Annotated in this window: 14 protein-coding genes, 1 tRNA gene and 1 riboswitch; of the genes, 7 read left to right on the top strand and 8 right to left on the bottom strand. The window is 72.4% G+C overall.

The window, feature by feature from the left end; all coding sequences use genetic code 11:
• The first annotated feature begins 28 nt into the window (after positions 1–28).
• Together ACFY0U_RS12825 and ACFY0U_RS12820 are read left to right on the top strand one after the other, a co-directional pair.
• Positions 29–793: a TetR/AcrR family transcriptional regulator gene (locus ACFY0U_RS12825; RefSeq protein ID WP_388634253.1), complete on the top strand. Its 765-nt coding sequence runs from the start codon at positions 29–31 to the stop codon at positions 791–793.
• Positions 794–1,073: 280 nt separating this feature from the next.
• Complete coding sequence (locus ACFY0U_RS12820; protein ID WP_388634250.1) at positions 1,074–2,975, top strand: sigma-70 family RNA polymerase sigma factor; 1,902 nt, start codon at positions 1,074–1,076, stop codon at positions 2,973–2,975.
• Here ACFY0U_RS12820 and ACFY0U_RS12815 read toward each other — a convergent pair.
• Positions 2,962–6,297 (bottom strand): ATP-binding protein, encoded by a 3,336-nt coding sequence (locus tag ACFY0U_RS12815; RefSeq protein WP_388634248.1) that lies wholly within the window; start codon positions 6,295–6,297, stop codon positions 2,962–2,964. The two genes, ACFY0U_RS12820 and ACFY0U_RS12815, sit on opposite strands and share 14 nt — an antisense overlap.
• A 459-nt stretch (positions 6,298–6,756) precedes the next feature.
• Entirely contained in the window at positions 6,757–8,856 is a 2,100-nt protein-coding gene (locus ACFY0U_RS12810) for an asparagine synthase-related protein (RefSeq protein ID WP_388634245.1), read from the bottom strand.
• 682 nt (positions 8,857–9,538) lie between these two features.
• Here ACFY0U_RS12810 and ACFY0U_RS12805 point away from each other — a divergent pair.
• From ACFY0U_RS12805 to ACFY0U_RS12790, 4 genes are all read left to right on the top strand, one after another.
• The gene (locus ACFY0U_RS12805) at positions 9,539–10,963 is read left to right on the top strand and encodes an MFS transporter (protein ID WP_388634242.1); all 1,425 of its coding nucleotides are present in this window, start codon (positions 9,539–9,541) and stop codon (positions 10,961–10,963) included.
• A 70-nt stretch (positions 10,964–11,033) separates the two neighbouring features.
• On the top strand, positions 11,034–12,254 hold the full coding sequence (lhgO, locus tag ACFY0U_RS12800) for an L-2-hydroxyglutarate oxidase (protein WP_388634347.1): 1,221 nt from the start codon (positions 11,034–11,036) through the stop codon (positions 12,252–12,254).
• Between the two features lie 238 nt (positions 12,255–12,492).
• Positions 12,493–13,305, top strand: a complete 813-nt coding sequence (gene trmB, locus ACFY0U_RS12795; RefSeq protein WP_388634239.1) for a tRNA (guanosine(46)-N7)-methyltransferase TrmB — start codon at positions 12,493–12,495, stop codon at positions 13,303–13,305.
• Between the two features lie 112 nt (positions 13,306–13,417).
• Entirely contained in the window at positions 13,418–14,728 is a 1,311-nt protein-coding gene (locus tag ACFY0U_RS12790) for a PrsW family intramembrane metalloprotease (RefSeq protein WP_388634236.1), read from the top strand.
• Positions 14,729–14,886: 158 nt separating this feature from the next.
• Here ACFY0U_RS12790 and ACFY0U_RS12785 read toward each other — a convergent pair whose 3' ends face one another.
• The 6 genes from ACFY0U_RS12785 to ACFY0U_RS12760 all read right to left on the bottom strand — a co-directional run bounded on the left by ACFY0U_RS12785 (position 14,887) and on the right by ACFY0U_RS12760 (position 21,228).
• Complete coding sequence (locus ACFY0U_RS12785) at positions 14,887–15,834, bottom strand: aldo/keto reductase (protein WP_388634233.1); 948 nt, start codon at positions 15,832–15,834, stop codon at positions 14,887–14,889.
• A 167-nt stretch (positions 15,835–16,001) separates the two neighbouring features.
• The gene (locus tag ACFY0U_RS12780; protein WP_388634230.1) at positions 16,002–17,051 is read right to left on the bottom strand and encodes a M23 family metallopeptidase; all 1,050 of its coding nucleotides are present in this window, start codon (positions 17,049–17,051) and stop codon (positions 16,002–16,004) included.
• 11 nt (positions 17,052–17,062) lie between these two features.
• Positions 17,063–17,220, bottom strand: a riboswitch (cyclic di-AMP (ydaO/yuaA leader).
• 243 nt (positions 17,221–17,463) lie between these two features.
• Positions 17,464–18,549 (bottom strand): PP2C family protein-serine/threonine phosphatase, encoded by a 1,086-nt coding sequence (locus tag ACFY0U_RS12775; protein WP_388634227.1) that lies wholly within the window; start codon positions 18,547–18,549, stop codon positions 17,464–17,466.
• Positions 18,550–18,656: 107 nt separating this feature from the next.
• A tRNA-Met gene (locus tag ACFY0U_RS12770) sits at positions 18,657–18,730 on the bottom strand.
• A 77-nt stretch (positions 18,731–18,807) separates the two neighbouring features.
• Complete coding sequence (locus tag ACFY0U_RS12765; protein ID WP_388634224.1) at positions 18,808–20,031, bottom strand: alginate lyase family protein; 1,224 nt, start codon at positions 20,029–20,031, stop codon at positions 18,808–18,810.
• Positions 20,032–20,112: 81 nt separating this feature from the next.
• Positions 20,113–21,228: a dihydrofolate reductase family protein gene (locus tag ACFY0U_RS12760; RefSeq protein WP_388634221.1), complete on the bottom strand. Its 1,116-nt coding sequence runs from the start codon at positions 21,226–21,228 to the stop codon at positions 20,113–20,115.
• Positions 21,229–21,296: 68 nt separating this feature from the next.
• Here ACFY0U_RS12760 and ACFY0U_RS12755 point away from each other — a divergent pair, with 68 nt between their 5' ends.
• Positions 21,297–21,809, top strand: a complete 513-nt coding sequence (locus ACFY0U_RS12755) for a MarR family winged helix-turn-helix transcriptional regulator (protein WP_388634218.1) — start codon at positions 21,297–21,299, stop codon at positions 21,807–21,809.
• The last annotated feature ends 8 nt before the right edge of the window (positions 21,810–21,817 follow it).

Below are 21,817 nucleotides of genomic sequence, written 5' to 3'. Positions count from 1 at the left end.
GGGAGACGTCATTACCGGGGGATCGCTTATGCATGTTCAGGACTCTCATTGGTCTTCCGCGTCTGCCATCGGAACCGGTGGCGGAGCGATGAGCGCGGCGGTGGGGAACGGGCGCGACGGTTCGCGTTCGACGCCGCTGCGCGTGGACGCACAGCGCAATCTGGAGCACGTGCTGCGTGCGGCGCGAGAGGTCTTCGGCGAGCTGGGGTACGGCGCGCCGATGGAGGACGTGGCGCGGCGCGCGCGGGTCGGTGTCGGCACGGTGTACCGGCGCTTCCCGAGCAAGGACGTCCTGGTGCGCCGGATAGCCGAGGAGGAGACCTCCCGGCTGACCGACCAGGCGCGTACGGCGCTCGGTCAGGAGGACGAGCCGTGGTCGGCGCTGTCGCGCTTCCTGCGGACGTCGGTGGCCTCGGGTGCCGGGCGGCTGCTGCCGCCGCAGGTGCTGCGGGTCGGAGTGGCCGACGAGCACGACGACGGTGCCGGGTACGACGAGGCCCGGGTGCCGCAGCAGCGGACGCAGCCGGGCTCGGGTGAGTTGCGGTTGGTGTCGGAGGACTCGGGCAACGCGGCCGGGGACGACGACTCCGGGGCGGCGGCTCTGCTCGACGTGGTGGGCCAGCTCGTGGAGCGGGCGCGCACGGCGGGTGAGCTGCGGGCCGATGTGTCGGTGTCGGACGTGCTGCTGGTGATCGCGACGGCGGCGCCCTCGCTGCCGGACGCGGCGCAGCAGGCGGCGGCCTCGGCGCGGCTGCTGGACATCCTGCTGGAGGGTCTGCGGTCGCGGCCGTAGTAAAGGCCGCTTGACGCGGTGCCTCGATCAGGTGACGACGGGGTGTGGGTGCTGAGCCGCCCGCGCCTCGTCCGCATGCCCGGCTTTCCCGGCATGTCCCCAACTCCTGCTCAGGACACGTCAGTTGAGCATTCCCCGGATGGGTGACGGCTAGTACTGCGGTGCGGCAGATCCCCACGGACGAGTGGTAGCCCCGCACTGGCGGGTCCTGACCAAAAGCCAATATGGCACGCTGACCCGGTGTTCGTGACTGGTGGGCAGGCGGCGGGGGCTTTCCGCGATGGGCGTTGACGGGCGGGACGAGTCACAGGGCGAGGGTGACGGGGAGGCCGGCGGCCTGGCGTCGCCCCAGGTGCCGAGCCAGGGGGGCCGGGCGGGCCGCCCGCCGGTCGGCGGTGACCCGATGGAGGGCAGCGTCCCGACCCAGCGCGACCGCCGCGAGGACAGCGTGCTGCCGCCGATCGAGCTGCCGCCCGGTGACGCCGATCTGATCGGCCGGATGCGCTCGGGCGACGACACCGCCTACGAGGAGCTGTACCGGCGCCATGCGGACGCGGTCCGCCGCTACGCCCGCACCTGCTGTCGCGACGCCCACACCGCGGACGACCTCACCGCCGAGGTCTTCGCCCGCATGCTCCAGGCGGTGCGCGGCGGCTCCGGCCCCGAGTACGCCGTACGCGCGTATCTCCTGACGTCGGTGCGACGCGTCGCCGCGAACTGGACGAAGTCAGCCAAACGGGAGCAACTGGTCGATGACTTCGCGGTGTTCGCCGCGCAGTCCGCGCGCGTGACCGAGGTCTCCGACGACGACACTTTGGACCTGGGCGCCGATGTGCGCGCCATGCACGAGGCCGAGCAGTCCATGGCCATGCAGGCCTTCCGGTCACTGCCCGAGCGCTGGCAGGCCGTGCTGTGGCACACCGAGGTCGAGGACGAGTCGCCGAGCGATGTGGCCACGCTCTTCGGGCTCGACGCCAACGGCACGCGCGTGCTCGCCAGCCGCGCCCGTGAGGGCCTCAAGCAGGCCTATCTCCAGGCCCACGTCAGCGCCGCCCTCGCCGACGACGAGGAGTGCGCCCGCTACGCCGACCAGCTCGGCACCTACGCCCGCGGCCGGCTGCGCACCCGTGCCGAGCGCGGGTTGCGCAAGCACCTGGAGGAGTGCGCCAAGTGCCGCCTGGCGGCCAGCCAGATCGCCGAGGTCGCCAGCAGCATCCCCGCCGTCGTGCCGGTCGCGGTCATCGGCTGGTTCGGTGCCGCCGGGTACGCCAAGGTCGCCGCGCTCATCGCCGGTGGCACGGGAGCGGGAGCGGCGGGTGTCGCGGGTGTGGCGGCGGCGAGCGGAGGCTCGTCGGGCGGTGCGGCCGCGGGGGGCGGTGCGGCGGCCTCGGAGGGCGTGGGCCTGCCGGTGAAGGTCGGTATCGCGGCCGGTGCGCTCGTCGCGGCGGGTGTCGCGGTGGCGCTCGCCCTGTCCGGCAACGACAAGCCGGCCGACGACAAGCCCGCGGCCCAGCCCCCCGCGACCACGCCAGTGGTCAAGCCCGCCGAGAACACCCCCAAGCCGCCGAAGAAGGAGCCCGCGCCTGTGCCGGCGGTCATCGCGCCCGACCCGACGCCGACGCCCACCCCCACACCGACCCCCAAGCCCAGCCCGACCCCCACCCCGACCCCGACGCCCACCCCGGCGCCGAAGCCGAAGCCGACCCCCACGCCCACTCCCACACCGACCCCGCCTCCCCCGCCAGCGCCGGCCGTCTACCAGTGGAGCGAGCTGGCGTACGACGTCAACGGCGACGGCACCGTGCCCGAGATGCGCATCGCCGAGAGCAGCTGGGTGTGGCAGCGGTACGGCGTCTCGGTCGGCGGCACGCGGTACGAGCACGGCGTCACCGTGCACGGCCGGTCCTCCGTCACCATCGACCTCAACCGCGAGTGCAGCTCCTACGACGCGATGGTCGGCGTGGACGACATGGCGCTGGGGCTCGGCAAGGTCTACTTCTCCGTCTACGCGGACGGTGCCCAGCTGTGGAAGTCCGGGCTGGTCGAGGGCGGGGACGCGGCCGTGCCGGTCCATGTGAACCTCGCCGGGCGCGAGACCGTACGGCTGGTGGTGGAGCCGCACAGCTCCTTCGACGACCTGGCGCTCGCGGACTGGGCGGAGTCGAGGTTCAGGTGCTCGTAGTGGTGGGGAGGGCGCGCAGGGCCTCGTCGAGTTCGCCGAGGACGTCGTCCGGGGTGAGGGCCGAGCCCTTGGCGCACTCCGCCGTGTAGCGCTCCTCGCCGAGGGCCGCGCGGGCCTCGCCCTCGGCCCGTTCGGCGTCCACTCCCTCCGGCATGGGGCGCGGATGGCCGTCGCGCCAGCGGGTGGCCGCGGCCAGCAGGCGGGCGGCGCGCGGATGGTCGCCGAGGCGGGACATCAGGTCCGCCGTGCCGTCGGCGAGCGCCGCCTTCATCGCGTCGGAGCAGCGCGTCTCGATGGCCGTCCGGAGCGCTTCGGCCAGCTTGGGCAGAGCGGTCGCCGGACCGGACACGGCCGCCGACACCATGGCGTCGACCGACAGCAGCATCACCCTGAACTGCGGCGGCGGCGTCGCCTGTCCGATGGCGTCATGCGCCTCCTCGTACAGGTCGCGGGCGCGGTCGATGTCCTTCTCGTCCAGCGCCATCAGGGCCCGCTGGAGCAGCACGAACGCCCGGGAGTCCGCCACGGCGTACCGCTCGGCGGTGGCGCTCGCCTCGTCCAGGGTGGCCAGTGCCGTCGTACGGTCGCCCGCGCGGTACGCGATCTCGGCGAGCCGGGCGAGGAGGAACGGCTTCTCGGTGTGGGCCCCCACCTCGTTGGCGAGCCGCAGGGCCTCCTCGTACTCCCCCTTGGCCTCGTCGAAGCGGCCGCGGGCCATGGCCGCCTCGCCCGCGGCGCTGCACACCTGGGCCCGCAGCCAGCGGTCGCCGACGCGTCGGCTCAGCACCCGCAGCTCCGCCAGGTCGCCGTCGATGCCGGGCATGCCGCCCGGGGAGTCGACGACCATGTGCGCGCGGAACATCAGGACGACGCCGGTCTCCCAGTCGCCGCCGTGGGCACGGCAGTTGGCGACCGCCCGGTCCAGGACGGGCCGGGCGTCCTCTCTGGGGACGGGGTGGAGGAAGACCGTCACCGGCCAGGCGAGGCCGGGGAGACGGGCCGCCTGGGGGCCGCCGCTTCCGAAGTGGTCGCGGACGCGTGCCACGTACGCGTGCATCCGCTCGTCCAGTCCGTCCAGGGGCGGATCGACCTCGGCCATGAGGAAGAGATGCAGCATCCTGAGGTCCATCCGCAGGGGGTGCAGCGGGTGGTCCGTCTCGCCGTCCGGGTCGGCGAGATAGGTGTCGACGGGGTCCAGGGACGTCATCAGGGAGCACACCGCGTCCCGCTCCTCCGGGAGCGTGCCCCCGGCCGCGTCGAGGGCCGCCCCCAGCCGCAGCACCTGGCCGGTCCAGTCCGCGCCCTCCCTGCGGTAGTTCCGCAGCCACCAGAACCAGGTCATCGCGACGGTCAGGGCACCGGCCTCCGCCTCGTCGCCGGCCTCGACCGCGCGGTGGAGGGCCGCGCGGATGTTGTCCAGCTCCGTCTCCAGACGGGAGATCCACGGGAGCTGGCGGGCGGAACGCAGCTCGGGCTCGGCCCGCGCGACGAGGGCGCGCACCCATGCGCGGTGCCTGCGCAGGGCGTCGGCGTGGGCGTGGGGGGTCTCCGCGGCGCGTTCGACCGCGTACTCGTGGATCGTCTCCAGCATGCGGTAGCGCATGGTGTCGCCGCCGGACCGCTCGCACGGGGCGGCGACGACCAGGGACTTGTCGACGAGCGCCCCGATCAGCTCGGCGGCGGGGCCGGTGCACACGGCCTCCGCGGCGGCGAGGTCCCAGCCGCCCGCGAACACGGACGCCTCGCGAAGCACCGTGCGCTCCCGCTCGTCGAGCAGGTCCCAGGACCAGTCGACGACCGCGCGCAGGGTCTGCTGGCGGGGCAGGACCGTGCGGCTTCCGGAGGTGAGGAGGCGGAAGCGGTCGTCGAGGCGGTCGGCGATCTGGCGGGGCGTGAGCAGCCGTAGCCTCGCCGCCGCGAGCTCGATGGCGAGCGGCAGTCCGTCGAGGCGGCGGCAGATCTCGGTGACGGCCTCGGTGTCGCTCAGGACGGCGTCCGCGTCGGGGCGGACCGCAGTCGCGCGGTCGGTGAAGAGGCGGTGGGCCTGGTCGGGGAGGAGGGGCTCGACCGGGCGCACGGACTCGCCGGGGACGCCCAGGGGTTCACGGCTGGTGGCGAGGATCGTGAGCCCGGGGCAGCGGGTCAGCAGGGTCTCGGCGAGGTGGGCCGCCGCTTCGATGACATGTTCGCAGTTGTCAAGGATCAGGAGTTGGCTGCGCGGGGCGCAGTACTCGACGAGCAGGGCGAGCGGGTCGTCCTGGCGGTCCGTCAGCTCGGTGGTGATCAGCTTGGTCTCGCGCAGACCGAGTGCGCTGACCACCGCCCCTGGCACCGCCTCCGGCCGGTCGAGCGGCGCCAGCTCGACGAGCCACGCCTCGGGTCGCCCGGTGGCGGCTTCCTCGGCGAGACGGGTCTTTCCCGAGCCGCCCGGTCCGGTGAGGGTGACGAGGCGGGCCCTGTGCAATTCGGAACGGATGGCGTCGAGCTCGGGTTCCCGGCCCACGAAAGAGGTAAGGCGCGGACGGAGGTTGCCGGGGCGGGTGGGGGGTGTCGGGGGGTGGGGGTTCACGGGAGCCAGGTGGGTCGGCGCGGGGGGTCGTACGGGTGCCGGTGTGAGCAGTTCGGCGTGCAGGGAGCGGAGTTCCGGGCCCGGGTCGGTGCCGAGGCCCTCGGACAGGGTGCGGCGGGCGGACTCGTACGCGGCGAGTGCGTCGGCGTTGCGGCCGGTGTCGCGCAGGGCGCGGATGAGGAGGGCGTGCAGCGGCTCGTCGTACGGGTGCGCGGTGGTCAGTTCCGTCAGTTCCGGTACGGCGTCCTGGGCTCGGCCCAGGCGCAGGGCCGCGTCGGCTCGGGCGCGGAGCGCTTCCAGGCGCAGGGTCTCGGGGCGGGTCGCGGGGTTGCGGTCGGGGAGGTCGGCGAGGGCGGGGCCGCGCCAGAGGGTGAGGGCCTCGTCCAGGGCGCGGGCGGCGGCTCGGGGGTCGTTGCGGTGGAGGGCCGCGGTGCCCTGGCGGGTGAGGCGTTCGAAGACGAAGAGGTCTACGTCGTCGTGGGTCGCGGTGAGGCGGTAGCCGCCGGGGGCGGAGGTGATCGTGTCCTTGCCGAGGGTGCGGCGGAGGCGGCCGACGAGGGCCTGGAGGGCGGCGGGGGCGTCCTTGGGTGGGGTCTCGGGCCAGATGTCGGCGATCAGGGTGTCGGGGGCGGTGACGGTTCCTGGGCGGAGGGCGAGGGCGGTGAGCAGGGCGCGTAGGCGGGGGCCGCCGAGGCGTACGACGGTGCCGTGGTCGTCCTCGGCCTGGGTGACGCCCAGGATTCTGTACCGCACCGGGTCATTGTCGCCGGGGTGGCTGTGGGGGTGCGGGGTGGCGGGGGTGCGCGTCGGGTTGTTCTTCGCCCCCGCCGCCCCTACCCGTCCCATCCCCGGGGGCTGCGCCCCCGGACCCCCGCTGTCGGCCCTGAACGGGCCTCGTCCTCAAACGCCGGACGGGCTGAAAGATGCGGGACCGGCGTCGGGAGGCGAAGCACCCAGCGGGCGGGTGGGGGTCGGGCGGCATCAGCCCCGGCCCCAGGCACCAGCGGGGCCTGGAAGTCTGAGCCGGCGCCGAGACAGTGGCGCCACCGGCGGGTGGGTGGGGGTTAAGGGCGGTGTGTCCTGGCCTCGGATGCCGGACCGGGTGAAAGGCCGAGGCACGGACCGGCTTCGAGAGGTGGCGGCCCCGGCGTGTAGGTGGGCGCGGCCCCTCGTTCCCGGATGCCGGAGTGGTGTCGTGCGGCTGGGGGCTGGCTATGCCCTCCGTGCCGTCGCTCCCGCTCCCAGGGCCCCCCTCTGCGGTGTGATCCCCGCGGGTACCGCACGTGCGCGTGCCGGGGTTCCGGTCCAGCAGGTTCCGCGGCGGGAGAGGAGGCGGCGGAGCCAGAGTTCCAGGGAGACCAGGTCTGCCAGGCCGTCCAGCGGGAGGGGTTCGCCCTCGGCTGCCGCGCGGAGGGCCTTGCGGACGACCCTGGCCTCCACGAGGCCCGCCTCGGCCAGTAGCGGGGTTCCGAACAGGGACATCAGCGAGTCCGCGGCCACCCTGAGGCCCGTGCGGGCCGCCACCGCCGCCGAGGCGTGGGACGGGGCGCCCCAGCCGGGCGGGAGGTCGGTGATGCCCGCGCCCTGGAGGACCGTGCGCAGGATCGCGGCCCGCGCGCCCGGTTGGACGCGCAGCGCCTCCGGGAGGGTACGGCAGGCCCGGACGACCTGGTTGTCGAGGAACGGGGCGTGCAGACGCTGGAAGCGGATCTCGGCGGCCTGCTCCAGGATGCGTACATCCGCGGCGGTCCTCGCCAGCGCCGCACGCGCGCGGTAGTCGCCGGGGCGTTGGCCGGGGCCGACTCCCGAGCGGCTCGTCGCACCTTGCAGGCGAACCGATACTTCAGCCAGCGCCTCCCCCGTCAGCCAGCGCGCCGCGGGGCCCGGTCTGGCCCAGGCGAGGGCGGCCAGGGACGCGCCCACGGCACCCCCCGGTTCGTCGAAGCGGCGGTCCATCAGCCGGTCGGCGAGGACTTCCAAGCCGGTGCGGTAGGGGGTGCGAGCCAGCCGCCTCGCCGCTCCGTACACGCGCGCGGGGACCATCACCGAACCGTCCGCCTTCGCCAGAGCCGCCACCGGGCGGACCAGATGGCGTCGCTTGCGGTCCATCAACAGATCCGCCAGACGCGCCGGGTGTGCGTCCAACACCTGACGGGCGCCGTACCCCGTGAAGTGGTCCGCGCTGCCCGACGCCAGGCGCGCGCGGTGGCGGGCCGCCGTCACCAGGGACGGGCCCGGCTCGTCCGTCAGCGGGCCGTCCAGGTCGGCGTACGGCAGTGTCTCCTCGCCGCCGGCCACCACCACGTGGTGCAGCCGCGGGTTGGCCGCCAGCGAGCCCGCCCGCTCCACCTCGGCCTCCCGGCCGCGCACCGCCAGGTCGTTGAAGGTGACCGCCAGCAGTCGCTCGCCCGCACCCGTGCCGTGCCCCAGCACCGTCCCCGGCATCCCGGGCAGCCCCGCCGCCAGCAGCGCCAGCGTTCCGGACGCCGGCCCGCCCGACAGGTCCGCCCCGATTCCGGGAACCGGCATACCGCGCGCGGCTCGACGTTCGGCGGGTCCCATCCCCGGGACCGGCCCCGGGTCTATGTCGGCGCCGGGGACATGCCGGGGCGCCGACAGACGCGCGCGTACCGCCTCCACCAGCGCGTCCCGTACCGCGTCCACCGCGCTGTCCGGGTCGGCCGAGGGCGCCGCCACCGCGAGGGAGGCGACCTGCTCGTAGCCGGCGATCTCCCGTGCGCCGGTGCGCAGGATCAGCGCATGCCCCGGCGGGATGCGCCGTACGCCGTCGTACGGGGTGGAGTCGTGCAGCGCGGCCGGGACGTCGGGGGCCGCGAGAAGGGCCGCCAGATGTCCGAAGTCGAGGTTGGCCTCGATGAGGTCGGCCAGCGGAAGGGCCGCCGTCGCATAGGCGGTGCCGCCGGCCCAGGGGGTGTAGAACACCGGCCGGGCGCCCGCGAGATCGCCGCAGACGGTGATCCGGCGGCCCACCTGGACGACGGCCGTGTAACTGCCGGGCCAGGCCGTCAGATGCCGAAGGGCGCCTCCGCGCGCGGCGAAGAGTCCGACCCGCAGTTGTTCGTCCGTCGCCCCGCAGGTGCCGAGCACGGCGATTCGATTCTGCGCGTCGGCCTTGATGACCCGCACCTCGTCGGGGCGCCAGTCGCCGACCGCCCACAGCGGATCAGGGTCGCCCCACAGCAATTGGGAACCCACCGGATGCACGGTCTCGCCGTCGCTTCCGGTCGCCCCCGCCGAGCCGATCACGGCTGCTCCCGCTGCGGTGCTGCTCCACCCCACCAACCACCGCATCGACGCCTCCACAGACTGTGGACAACCAGTGCACCGTACGAACCGGTTCCCCATGCTGCCATGAAGGAGGCGCACCGGAGAGGCGGTGGAGCCGCTTGAGCTCCGTTGAATGCGCCCCCGTACACATACCCGTGAAGAGGCGAACGCCCGTACAGGGCAAGGTGTCTACGGCGCGAATGCGCCCCCGATACGCTCCCCCAAGACGCCCTTCGCGCCGTCAATTTCCATGGTAGGAGCGGTAATTGCCCTGGAGATGCGGGGTCGGTTTTCGGCCAACTTGGCGGAGCGGGGACAGGCTCGCGCACGCTCCGTACAGGCTCTGCGCACCGCATCGGCAACGCGCAGTCCGGGGAACGGAGTTCGCCCCCCGGACCGTTCCGCCACCCGCGGGGATGGAGGTGGCGGAATCCCCCAGCCCACTGGATCCAGTACAGCGGGCCGACCCACGCACGATCCATGGAACCGTTCCCCCGATGGCCGGAGAAGAGCGCACGCACGGGCGCACGGCCACACAGCGGGGGCACGACGCAACGGTGCGTAGGGGGCCGTACGTGCGTACGGACCACAATCCCGCCATCCGGAACAATGCCCCTTAACGCTTGGGATGCGGCGAACTACGCTGGGTTTACGAATGCCGCGTGGTTATGCCAGCGCGGCAGCCGTCTGTGTCGAGGGGTGGCGCATGTCCAGGGAGCAACGCGGGCCGAACGAAAAACTCGGCGCCGTTCTCGCCCTCGCGGGAATCAGCAACGCAGGACTCGCGCGTCGCGTCAACGATCTTGGCGCTCAACGCGGGTTGACTCTTCGCTACGACAAGACGTCGGTGGCGCGCTGGGTGTCGAAAGGCATGGTGCCGCAGGGCGCCGCGCCGCACCTCATCGCGGCCGCGATCGGCCAGAAGCTCGGCCGCCCGGTACCGCTCCACGAGATCGGTCTGGCGGACGCGGATCCCGCACCCGAAGTGGGCCTCGCCTTCCCCAGGGACGTCGGACAGGCCGTCCGCTCGGCGACGGAGCTGTACCGGCTCGACCTCGCCGGCCGCCGTTCGGGCGCCGGTGGCATCTGGCAGTCGCTGGCCGGATCGTTCGCAGTAAGCGCGTACGCAACGCCCGCCTCACGGTGGCTGATAACCCCGGCCGACAGTTCGGTCGCGCGCGAGGCGAACTCCGCGGAGGGGTCCGGCGCACCGCTCAAAGTCGGCCACAGCGATGTGCAGAAGCTGCGGGAGGCCGCCGAGGACGCCAGGCGCTGGGACTCCAAGTACGGAGGCGGCGACTGGCGTTCGTCCATGGTGCCGGAGTGCTTAAGGGTGGAGGCGGCACCGCTGCTGCTCGGCTCGTACTCCGACGAGGTGGGCCGGGCGTTGTTCGGCGCCTCCGCCGAACTGACCCGGCTCGCGGGCTGGATGGCCTTCGACACCGGTCAGCAGGAGGCCGCGCAGAGGTACTACATCCAGGCGTTGCGCCTGGCCCGCGCGGCCGCCGACGTTCCCCTCGGCGGGTATGTGCTGGCGTCGATGTCCTTGCAGGCGACCTACCGCGGGTTCGGCGACGAGGGCGTGGACCTCGCGCAGGCCGCGCTGGAGCGGAACCGGGGTCTGGCGACCGCCCGCACCATGAGCTTCTTCCGGCTCGTCGAGGCACGCGCACACGCGCGTGCGGGTGACGCGCCGGCCGCGGGGGCGGCGCTGAAGGCGGCGGAGGGGTGGCTGGAGCGGTCCCGGGAGGGGGACCAGGATCCGTCGTGGCTCGGCTTCTACTCCTACGACCGGTTCGCCGCGGACGCCGCGGAGTGCTACCGCGATCTGAAGGCTCCCCGTCAGGTGCGGCGGTTCACCGAGCAGGCCCTGTCGAAGCCGACGGAGGAGTTCGTCCGCTCGCACGGGCTGCGGCTGGTCGTCTCGGCGGTCGCGGAGCTGGAGTCGGGCAATCTCGACGCGGCGTGCGAGCAGGGTGTGCGGGCGGTGGAGGTCGCGGGGCGCATCTCGTCGGCTCGTACCACCGAGTACGTCAAGGATCTTCTCCATCGGCTGGAGCCGTACGGCGACGAGCCGCGCGTGGTGGAGCTGCGGGAGCGCGCACGGCCCCTGCTGATGGCTCCGGCCTAGGAGTGGATCCCTGCGCATCCCCGCGTTTGAAGGCACTGTCAGTGGCGCAGTGCACTATCTAAAGCGGGAGGTGGTGCAGGTGCGGGCGGAGATCGCTTACGACTGTGACGTGCTCGTCATCGGGGGCGGGATCGTCGGGTTGTCGACCGCGTATGCGATCACTCGGGCCGCGCCGGGGACGCGCGTGACCGTGCTGGAGAAGGAGCACGGTCCTGCCCGGCATCAGACCGGGCGGAACAGCGGGGTCATCCACAGCGGGATCTACTACCGGCCGGGGTCGCTGAAGGCGCGGTACGCCGTCGAGGGCGCGGCCGAGATGGTGAAGTTCTGCGCGGAGTACGGAATCGCGCACGCCGTCACCGGCAAGCTGATCGTCGCGACCGAGCAGGCGGAGCTGCCCCGTCTGCACGCCCTGGTGCAGCGGGGGCGGGAGAACGGGATTCCGGTGCGGGAGCTGGGCCCCGCGCAGATCATGGAGTACGAGCCGGAGGTACGGGGGCTCGCGGCCATACATGTCGGGACGACCGGGATCTGCGACTTCGTGGGGGTCGCCCGGCAGCTGGCGGAAGCCTCGGGGGCGCAGATCCGGTACGGCGCGCGGGTCGTCCGCGTCGACCGGCGGCCGGAGCTCGGGGTGGCGGTGCGGACGGCCGGCGGGGACGTCGTGCGGGCGCGGGTGCTGGTGAACTGCGCCGGGCTGCACTGTGACGAGGTGGCGCGGCTGACCGGGGACGAGCCGGGGATGCGGATCGTGCCGTTCCGCGGTGAGTACTTCACGCTGGCGCGGCCCGAGCTGGTGAAGGGGCTGGTGTATCCGGTGCCCGATCCGGCGTTCCCGTTCCTCGGGGTGCATCTCACGCGCGGGATCGACGGGGGCGTCCACATCGGGCCCAACGCGGTGCCGGCGCTGGCCCGGGAGGGGTACGGGTGGGGGGTCGTGCGGCCTCGGGAGCTGGGGGCGACGCTGGCCTGGCCGGGGTCGTGGCGGATAGCGCGGCGGCACTGGCGGTACGGGGCGGGTGAGCTGCGGCGGTCGGTGTCGAGGCGGGCGTTCGCGGAGGCGGTGCGCAGGTTGTTGCCGGCGGTCGAGGACGGGGATCTGGTGCCGGCGGCGGCGGGGGTGCGGGCGCAGGCGGTGTTGCGGGACGGGACGCTGGTCGACGACTTTCTGATCAAGGAGGGGGCGCGGACGGTGCATGTGCTGAACGCGCCGTCTCCGGCGGCGACGGCCTCGCTGCCGATCGGGCGGGAGGTGGCGAGGAGGGCGTTGGCCGCGCTGGGGGGCGTGTGACGGTGCGTGGTGGTCGCGTTCCAGGGGTTTTCGCCCCCGCCGCCCCTACCCGTCCCATCCTCCAGGGGCGCCGCCCCTTCGACCCCGGTACCTGGGGGCTCCGCCCCCAGACCCCCATCGGCCCCTAAGGGCCTCGTCCTCGAACGCCGGACGGGCTGAAAGACAGGGGCATCGGGATGGCTGCCCTCGTCCTCGAACGCCGGACGGGCTGAGATTGCCCCGTAAAATCGACCTCACTGTGTCTGACTCCTTCAACGCCCCCGACGCGTCCCAGCCCGCCCACACCCCAGGTGTGCCTGTTCGGCATACCCGGGCCAAGGGGGAGCCTCGTTTTCCCGATGGGCCCAGGGCCGATCCGGCCGGGTCGCATTTCGAGCGGCGGATCCGGAGTTTCCAGCCGCGGCGGAGTCGGGTGACGGCGGGGCAGGCGGACGCGTTGCAGCGACTGTGGCCCAAGTGGGGGCTGGACATCGACGGGCAGCGGGTCCTCGACCTGACCGAGCTGTTCGGGAACGACAACCCGGTCGTGCTCGAGATCGGGTTCGGGATGGGTGAGGCCACCGTGCAGATGGCGGATTCCGACCCCGGCACCAACATCCTCGCCGTCGACGTGCACACCCCCGGTCAGGGCAACCTGCTCAACCTCGCCGACCAGAGCGGGCTCTCCAACGTCCGCGTCGGCAACGGCGACGCCATCATCCTGCTGCGCGAGATGCTGGCCCCGGACTCGCTGGACGGGCTGCGCGTCTACTTCCCCGACCCCTGGCCCAAGAAGCGGCACCACAAGCGGCGGCTGATCCAGCCGGAGTTCCTCAGCCTCGCCGCGACCCGGCTGAAGCCGGGGGCCGTTGTGCACTGTGCCACCGACTGGGAGCCGTACGCCGAACAGATGCTCGAGGTGCTCACGGCACACCCGGACTTCGAGAACACACAGGCCGACGGCGGTTTTGCGCCGCGTCCGGACTACCGGCCGCTGACCCGTTTCGAGGGCCAGGGACTGGACAAGGGACATGTCGTGAACGACCTGTTGTTCCGCCGCGTACAGCGGTAAGGACAGCAGTAAGGGCAATAGCGACAACCGCACGACGACCAACCCCCCACCGGCGCCCGAGACCACCTCGCCCGCCTGCGGGCAGCGCCCCTGACTCGTTAGGGTCAATGCCGTGGCCACCTTTCCCCCGTACCCGACGCACCCCACCGGTCCCCCCGGCAGCGGTGCGCTGCGGCACGCGCACTGGTGGCAGCGCAAGTGGGTCCGCTACGGCGCGCTGATCACCCTGCTGGCGCTCTCCGGGCTCGTCATCCTCGCCCTGGTGCGTGAACAGACCGGCACCGAGGGGTTCCTGGTCGGGCTCGGGCTCGCGATCCTGCCCGTGCCGCTGCTGATAGCCGCCTTCCGCTGGCTCGACCGGGTCGAGCCGGGCCCCTGGCGCAATCTGCTGTTCGCGTTCTCCTGGGGGGCCTGCGCGGCGGCGCTGATAGCGATCGTCGCCAACAGCTTCGCGACCCGGTGGATAGCGACGGCGACCGCGGATCCGTCCAGTGCCGACACCCTCGGCGCGACCGTCATAGCGCCCGTCGTCGAGGAGACCGCCAAGGCCGCGGCCGTCCTGCTCGTCTTCCTCTTCCGCAGACGGGACTTCACCGGGATCGTCGACGGCGTGGTGATAGCCGGCGTCACCGCCACCGGCTTCGCCTTCACCGAGAACATCCTCTACCTCGGCACCGCCTTCGGCACCGACCAGCTCACCGGCGACAGCGGCATCGCGTCGGTGACCGCCGCGACGTTCTTCGTGCGCGTCATCATGTCGCCGTTCGCGCATCCGCTGTTCACGGTCCTCACCGGCATCGGCTTCGGCATCGCGGCGCTGTCGGCGGACCGCCACCACGTACGGCGGGTGCTCCTGCCCCTGTCCGGCCTGCTGCTCGCGATGGGCATGCACGCCATCTGGAACGGCTCCTCGACCTTCGGCGAGTACGGCTTCTTCGCCGTGTACGCCGCCTTCATGGTCCCCGCGTTCGGCCTGCTGACCTGGCTGGTCATCTGGACCCGGCAGCGCGAGCTGAGGACCGTGCGCGAGGAACTGCCCGCCTACGCCGTCGCCGGCTGGCTCACCCCCGCCGAGCCCTTCGCCCTCGGCTCGATGCGGGCCCGCCGGATCGCCCGCCAGTACGCCCGCGCCCACGCCGGCAAGTCGGCGGCGCGGGCGGTCGCGCAGTACGAGGCCTACGCGACGTCCCTGGCGTTCCTACGGCACCGGGGGCGCCGCGGCCGGGCCGGCGCCGACTTCGTCGTACGGGAGCGGGAACTGCTGCACGAGCTGTGGGTACGGCGCGAGGTGGCCCGCCCCGCCCTGGACCACGCGGCCCGTATGACGGCACCCCCGGTCCCGGTCATGATCCCGCCCTCGCACTGGCCCCTGCACGGTTACCCGGCAACCCCGTACCCCGCCTACAACCCGTACCGGTCGTAGTCCGCGGCGGCTTCGGGAGTGGGCAATAGGCAGATCCGTCCCACCTCCGGACCGTAGAACCGCAGGTCGCGAGCTCCGGACGGGCGACGGATCTGCCAGTCAGCCTCTCCTCGCCCCAGCCCCAGCCCCAGGCCCAGGCCCAGCCCCAGCAACCAGCCTCAGGCCGACGCCTCCGTCAGCCGTGCCACCTCGTCCTCCGTCAGCCGCACCTCCGCCACCCTCACCAGCGCGGGCAGCTGCTCCACCGTCCGGGCGGACGCGATGGGCGCCGTCACCGTCGGCTGGGCCGCCAGCCAGGCCAGGGCCACCGTCGCCACCGGCACCCGGTGGGCCTCGGCGATGTCGTCGAGGGCGGCGAGGACCTTGCGGCCGCGTTCCGTCTCCAGGTGCTTGCCGGCGCCGGCGGCGGCGCGGGCACCCTCCACCACCTCCCCGTCGCGGTACTTGCCGGTGAGGAAGCCGGACGCCAGCGCGAAGTACGGGACGGCGGCCAGTCCGGCCCGCTCGGCCAGGTCCTGCAACTCACCCTCGTACGTCTCGCGCGAGACCAGGTTGTAGTGCGGCTGGAGCGCCACGTACCGGGCCAGTCCCTCGCGCTCGGAGAACGCGAGGGACGCCTCCAGGCGCTCGGCGGAGATGTTGGACGCGGCGATGTGCCGCACCTTGCCCGCCTTCACCAGCTCGTCGAGCGCGCCGATGATCTCCTCGACCGGCACCTCCACCTTGTCGAAGTGGGTGTAGTAGAGGTCGATGTGGTCGGTGCCGAGGCGGCGCAGGGAGGCGTCCGCCGCCGCCTTGATGTTCGAGGCCGTCAGACCCGGGAAGTCGGGATGCTGGCTGACCTTCGTGGCGATCACGACGTCGTCACGGTTGCCGCGCGCCTTGACCCACTTGCCGATGATGGTCTCGGACTCGCCGCCGACGTTGCCGTCGACCCAGGCGGAGTACGAGTCCGCCGTGTCGAGGAAGTTGCCGCCCGCGGCCGTGTAGGCGTCGAGCACGGCGAAGGACTGCGTCTCGTCGGCGGTCCAGCCGAAGACGTTGCCGCCGAGGGAGAGCGGGAAGACCTCGAGGTCGGACGTGCCCAGCTTGCGAAGAGAAGTCATGTACAAGGTCAACGCCGGTGCGGAGACCGCTCTTCCGGATCGGCCGCAAAGTTCCCGTAAACAAGCGGAGGCAAGAGTTCCGAAACAAGGGGACGCAAAAACCGGCGGCCCTGACGTCGGGGGGTGTGCGTCAGGGCCGCCGGTGGATCAGGAAGTTCCGCGAGACCTCAGGGGTTGAGGCCCTTGCTCCGCAGCCACGCCATCGGGTCGATCCCGGTGGACGCGCCACCCGGGTGGACCTCGAGGTGCAGATGCGCCCCCGTGACATTGCCGGTCGCGCCCACGCGCCCGATCACATCACCGGTGTTGACCTTCTGGCCCACGCTGACGCTGATCGACGACTGGTGGGCGAACCACACCTCCGTGCCGTCGTCGAGGGTGAGGACGGTCTTGTAGCCGTACGAACCGTCCCAGCCGGCCTGCGTGATGGTGCCGCTGTGGACCGCCTTGATGAGCGTGCCCGTGGGAGCGGCGAAGTCGAGACCCGTGTGGTAGCCGGAGGACCACAGGGAGCCGGCCTGCATGAAGGTCGAGGTGATCGTGTACGAGGAGGTCGGCAGCGTGAACTGCTTCGCCAACTCGGCCAGCCGCTTGGCCTCGGCGGCCTCCTCGGCCTCCGCCTCCGCCTTCTTCTTCGCCTCGGCGGCGTCGTCCGCGGCCTTCTTCAGCGCGGCGGCCTCGGCCTTCGCGGCCTCGTCGGCGAGGGCGGTCTGGGTGGCCAGCTGCGCCTTGTTGTCGACCTGCGTCTGCTGGCTCTCGGCCTGCGCCATGATCCGGTTGCGCAGCGTCTCGCCGGCGTCGGAGGTGGTGGCCTGGATCGTGTCCATGGTGGTCGTAGCGCCGGCCGTGGGGGCCGCGGCGAGGTCGCTGAGCGCGGTCGCCGAGCCCTGCGGCGCCTCGTCCGTGTCCGACACGAACGGGAGGTCGGGCATCGAGATGGAGACCGGCGGCTTGCCGGTGTTGGCGCTGGCCATGCCGGCCCCGCCGACGGCGGCTATGACACCGACGCCCAGGACGGTGGAGCTACGGGCGAATCCCCCGCTGCGCTGCTTGGCGACCCGGTGCTTGCCGCGCGCCGGTCGGATGGACTCCTCGGTGGGGTTCCACTCCTCGCGCGGGCCCTCGTCGTGGTGGTAGCTGCCGTAGCCGAAGACTTCGGTGGTGCTGCGCTGGCTCGGCACGTACGGGGCCTCGGGGGCAGGCCGGTTTGACGCCACGTGGGCGTGCTCCTTTCCTTCCTTCTCGCCTACCGGGTTAGCTGACGGGTTCGGAGCAGGAAGGTCTCCTACGCGCGTATACCGACCGTGAGTCCACGGCGGCATGCGCGCGATTCACCCCAGGGTGGTGGTTCCCCGGCTCCCTTGCGGGATTAAGCGCGTGAGCACGGAGCCGCCTCTTGTGACGGCTGGGACGACCGCGCTGCGTTATCGAACGTTAATAGACCCGGACCGTGGATTCCAAGCTGTTCCGCTTGATCATTAAGCTTTTTCCGCTGGACGTACGGGTCCATGAGCGGTGAAAAACGGGCGAGTTGACCTCGCTTCAGTAAACTCACAGGTATTGACTGTATGTCAGTTGTTATGCGGAGGGCGCTCAACCGATCACCCCACGTGATATTGCCCCCTGCGGTCACGGCCGTCGTACGGCGAGCAGCGCCATGTCGTCCGTCATGCCGCCCCCGGTGTGCCGGCGCACCTCCGCGGCGAGCGCGGACAGCAGCGCCCCGGGGAAACGGAAGGCGCGTCCCGCGAGCCGCGCCGCCGGATCGTAGAACTCCCCGTGCCGGTCCCGCGCCTCGGACAGCCCGTCGGTGTACAGCAACAGCGTGGCCCCGCCCGGGAAGACCGCCTCCTCCGTACGGTCGGGCCAGCTCCCCAGCTCGCCCATGCCCAGCGGCAACGCGGGCTCGGTGGCGGGCAGCGCCCGCACGGTGCCGTCGGAGCACAGCAGCAACGGCGGCGGATGGCCGCGGTTGAGGATCCGTACGACCCCGTCGCCGTGCGGCAGTTCGGCGAGTACGGCGGTGGTGAACCCCTCGATGACGTCGAGTCCCCCGCGCCGCGTGCCCTCGCGCGCCAGCGCCCGCTCCAGCCGCCGCGCGACCGCATCCAGCGTCGGCTCCTGCTCGGCGGCCTCCCGGAACGCCCCGATGAGGACGGCGACCGCTGCCACCGCCCCCATGCCCTTCCCGCGCACGTCCCCCACCACCAGCCGCACCCCGTGCGGGCTGTCCTGCACCGCGTACAGGTCCCCGCCGATGAAGGCGTCCTGCTGTGCCGCCTCGTACCGCACCGCGATGTCGAACCCGCCGATCCGGCCCTCGGGCTCGGGCAGCACCGCCCGCTGGACGGCCTCGGCGATCTGGCGCTGGGAGGCGAGCCGCTGGTCGCCGCGGCGCACCACACGGTTGAGGACGGCGGCCAGCACCGCGACGGTGGCGACAGTGAGGACCTCGGTGAGGGTGTCCGCGTCCATGCGGAAGCCGAACCGCACATGGACGGCGTAGGCGGCGGCCAGGGCCACCGCCCCGGTGACGACGGTGCCGAGCAGCGGATAGAGGGGCGCGGCGACCAGGGGGGCGGCGGTGAAGAAGGGGATCGCGGTGAAGTCCCGGGGGGTCAGGACGTCGTAGAGGACGCCACCGACGGTCAGCAGGGCGGGCAGTGACCACAAGAGGGCGGAGACACGCCGTCCCACCACCGCCCGCTGATCCACATCCCCAGGTTTCCCGGACCGGGAGCGGGGGGCGAGCGGTGTGGCCCGACCGGGGGAAACACTCAGGGCCGGAGTCCAGTGACTGGACTCCGGCCCTGAGCCGTGAGTAGCGGGGACAGGATTTGAACCTGCGACCTCTGGGTTATGAGCCCAGCGAGCTACCGAGCTGCTCCACCCCGCGTCGGTGAAACCAGCATACGTCATCCGCGGGACGCTCAGCACCACAGTTATGCGCGGCACCTCTGACCTGCGTTTTTCTCAGCTGCCAGGGTTGCCCGCGTGAGTCAGGGTCTCCCACGAGACGAACAGGTTGTCGGTACCGGCGGGCCGGGTCTCCTCGGCGAGCTTGTGGGCGGCCGGGACGGAGACGTCGAGCCGGCCCTCCAGGTGGTTGAGGGCGACCTCCAGGTCCGGGCCCATGGTGCGGACCACCTTCCCGCCGCACAGCCACACGGGCGCGGGTTCGCCGGACTGGTACCGGGCGTGGAGGGCCAGTGCCGCCTTCAGCCGGTCCTCGACCTCGCCGTACAGGTCGACGCCCTGGTGCCAGGCGGTCTCGGCGATGTGGGCGGTGGCGGCGATGGAGTAGCCGACGTGCTTGAAGTTGCGGCAGGTCTCCTGGGAGACGCCGTCCTTGTACGTCTTCTGCCCGAACCAGTACGTCGTCAGTTTCGTCGGCGTGTTCAGGCCGGACCCGGCCGGGGTGAGCGGCACCTGTCCGTCCTTCTCCAGGTAGAAGTAGGCGGGGACGCGCTCCCGGAAGCGCCGCAGCGCGTGGTCGAAGGCCTTGTGGTCGTCGAGGAAGACGGCGATGCCGATGGCCGCGTCGGTCATGACGAGGTCCCAGTTGCCGTTGTAGCCGGGGACCTTGCGGGTGACGGTCGGCAGATACGCGGTCCGCAGCATGGTCTCGAACCGTGCGACCCGCTCCTTCGGCCACCCCGCGCCCGCACTGTGCCGCACGATCTCCGCGGCCCGCGCCCAGGTCGCCCCGGCCCACCCGGTCTGGAGCCCGGCGTCCTCCTCGGTGTGCTCGCGCAGCTTCGCCGACCAGGCGTCCATGATCTCCCGCGCCTTGACGGCATGCTGCTGCTTGCCCGTGACACGGAAGAGGAGCGCCTGCGTGTACGCGGCGATCGCGTCCTCGCGCTCCTGGACACACCCGTGCGCGGGCCGGTCGGCCTGGTCCCCGCCGGGACAGTCCACGCTCGCGTACGGCTCGGCCCGGTACTTGTACGCCCCGTACTTGCTGTCCCTCATGTCGAGGTACGCCTTCAGCCACGGCTGCTTCCCCGCGGTGATCTTCTTCCGTACGGCGTCCAGCTGAGCGTCGCTCACCAGCACACCGGGGTGCGTGAACGCCGCGTCGGGGGGCAGCGCACGGGCCATGGTGCGGGTACCGGCGTCGGTGGTCGCACAGGCGGTGGCGAGCAGGGGGGCGAGCAGAAGCGCGACGGCGGCACGGAATCGGGCTGACCTCATGGTGGCAGCGTCACCCTCCGGGGAGCGGCGCGCAGGAAATGTTGGGCTGATCGGTCGGTCACCCGGTGGCCGGGGTGACGCTCACCCCGGCAGATGGAGGTTCGGCGCCTTCGCCCGCTCCTCGAACTCCGCCAGTACGACGACCTCGACACCCTCGCCCGCCAGCAGCCCGTTCCCGTCGGCGGAGGTCACGAACGTGTCCGGTTCCCGCCAGGCCGTCACCACCCGTCGCACCCCGGCGTCCAGGATCAGACGGGCGCAGGGGGCCGGGCGGGAGGCTCGGCGGGCGCACGGTTCCAGGCTGGAGTACACCGTCGCCGAGGCGAGACGGGGATCCGTCGCGTCGGTCTTCGCGAGCGCCGCCTCCTCCGCGTGGACGACGGGGTCGTCGCCCTCCCTGGAGTGCCCGCGCGCGAGTTCCGTGCCGTCGGCGGCGACCACGACCGCGCCCACGCTGAAGGCGGTCTCCGAGGGCGGGCACAGCGCGGCCAGTTCGCAGGCGAGGCGGAGCCAGTGGCGGTCGGCGGCGGGGACGCCGGGTGCGGTGGGCTCGTAGCGCATGAGGACGACGTCCTCGATCTGCCGGGACTCGACCAGGCGCAGGCGTCCGCCCTGGTAGGCGCCGGGGCCGAAGAGGCGGGGGGCGGCCGGGTCGCCGACGAAGAGGGGGGCCAGGACCAGCTGGAGCTCGTCGGCCAGGCCCTGCTGGAGGAGCTGGGTGTGGATCTTGCCGCCGCCCTCGACCATGAGGCGCGATACGCCCCGGGCCGACAGGTCCTCCAGGAGGCCGGGCCAGTCCAGGCCGGCGCCCAGGGAGACCACGTCGGCGGCCAGACCCGCGGCACGGGCCCGCTCCGCGCCCTTGTCCGTCGTATAGACGACCTTGTCGCCGCCCGTGTGCCAGAACTTCGCGTCGGGGTCCAGGTCGCCCGAGCCGCTGACCGTGACCTTGAGGGGGTACTCCGGCTTGCCCGCCGCCACGCGGGCCGCGCGCCGCTCGGGGGAGTTGACCAGCAGGCGCGGGTTGTCGGCGCGGATCGTGCCGGCGCCGACGAGGATCGCGTCGACCGAGGCGCGGACCTCGTCGACGCGGTCGAAGTCGGCGGGGCTGGAGAGGAGGAGGCGGTCGGGACCGGTGTCGTCGAGGTAGCCGTCGAGGGAGACGGCCGCGGAGAGGAGGACGTACGGGTGTGGCATGGGTGCGGTCCCTCTCACTGTGACGTGCACATCTTGGTTCAAGTTTGAAACAAACCTACACTGGCGGTATGACGACTCGCTGGCTCACGCCCAAGGAGCAACGCGCCTGGCGCGCGTACATCGCCGCGTCGCACCTTCTGGAGGACGCGATCGACCGGCAGCTCCAGCAGGACGCCGGCATGCCGCACCTCTACTACTCCATCCTGGCCAACCTCTCCGAGACACCGGAACGGCGGCTGCGGATGACGGAGCTCGCCGAGGGGCTGAAGATCACGCGGCCGCGGCTGACGTATGCCGTGACCCGGCTGGAGAAGGACGGGCTGGTGCGGCGGGAGAGCTGCCGCTGGGACAAGCGCGGGAGCATCGCGGTGCTGACCGACGAGGGCATGGCGGAGGTGGAGCGGGCGGCGCCGGGGCATGTCGAGACGGTCCGTGCCGCCGTCTTCGACCGGCTCACCGCGGAGCAGGTGGAGCAGCTGGAGGAGATCTCCCGGGCGATCGCGGACGGGCTCCAGGAGGACACCGGTGACGAGGTGCCGTGGCGTCGGCGCTCGTCGTCGCCGTGCTCCGGGTCCTCATGAGGCACCTC

It is taken from the genome of Streptomyces sp. NPDC001536, from assembly GCF_042894505.1.
In the GTDB taxonomy this organism is placed as follows: Bacteria; Actinomycetota; Actinomycetes; order Streptomycetales; family Streptomycetaceae; genus Streptomyces.
This window is presented reverse-complemented; position numbering and strand designations above follow the sequence as displayed.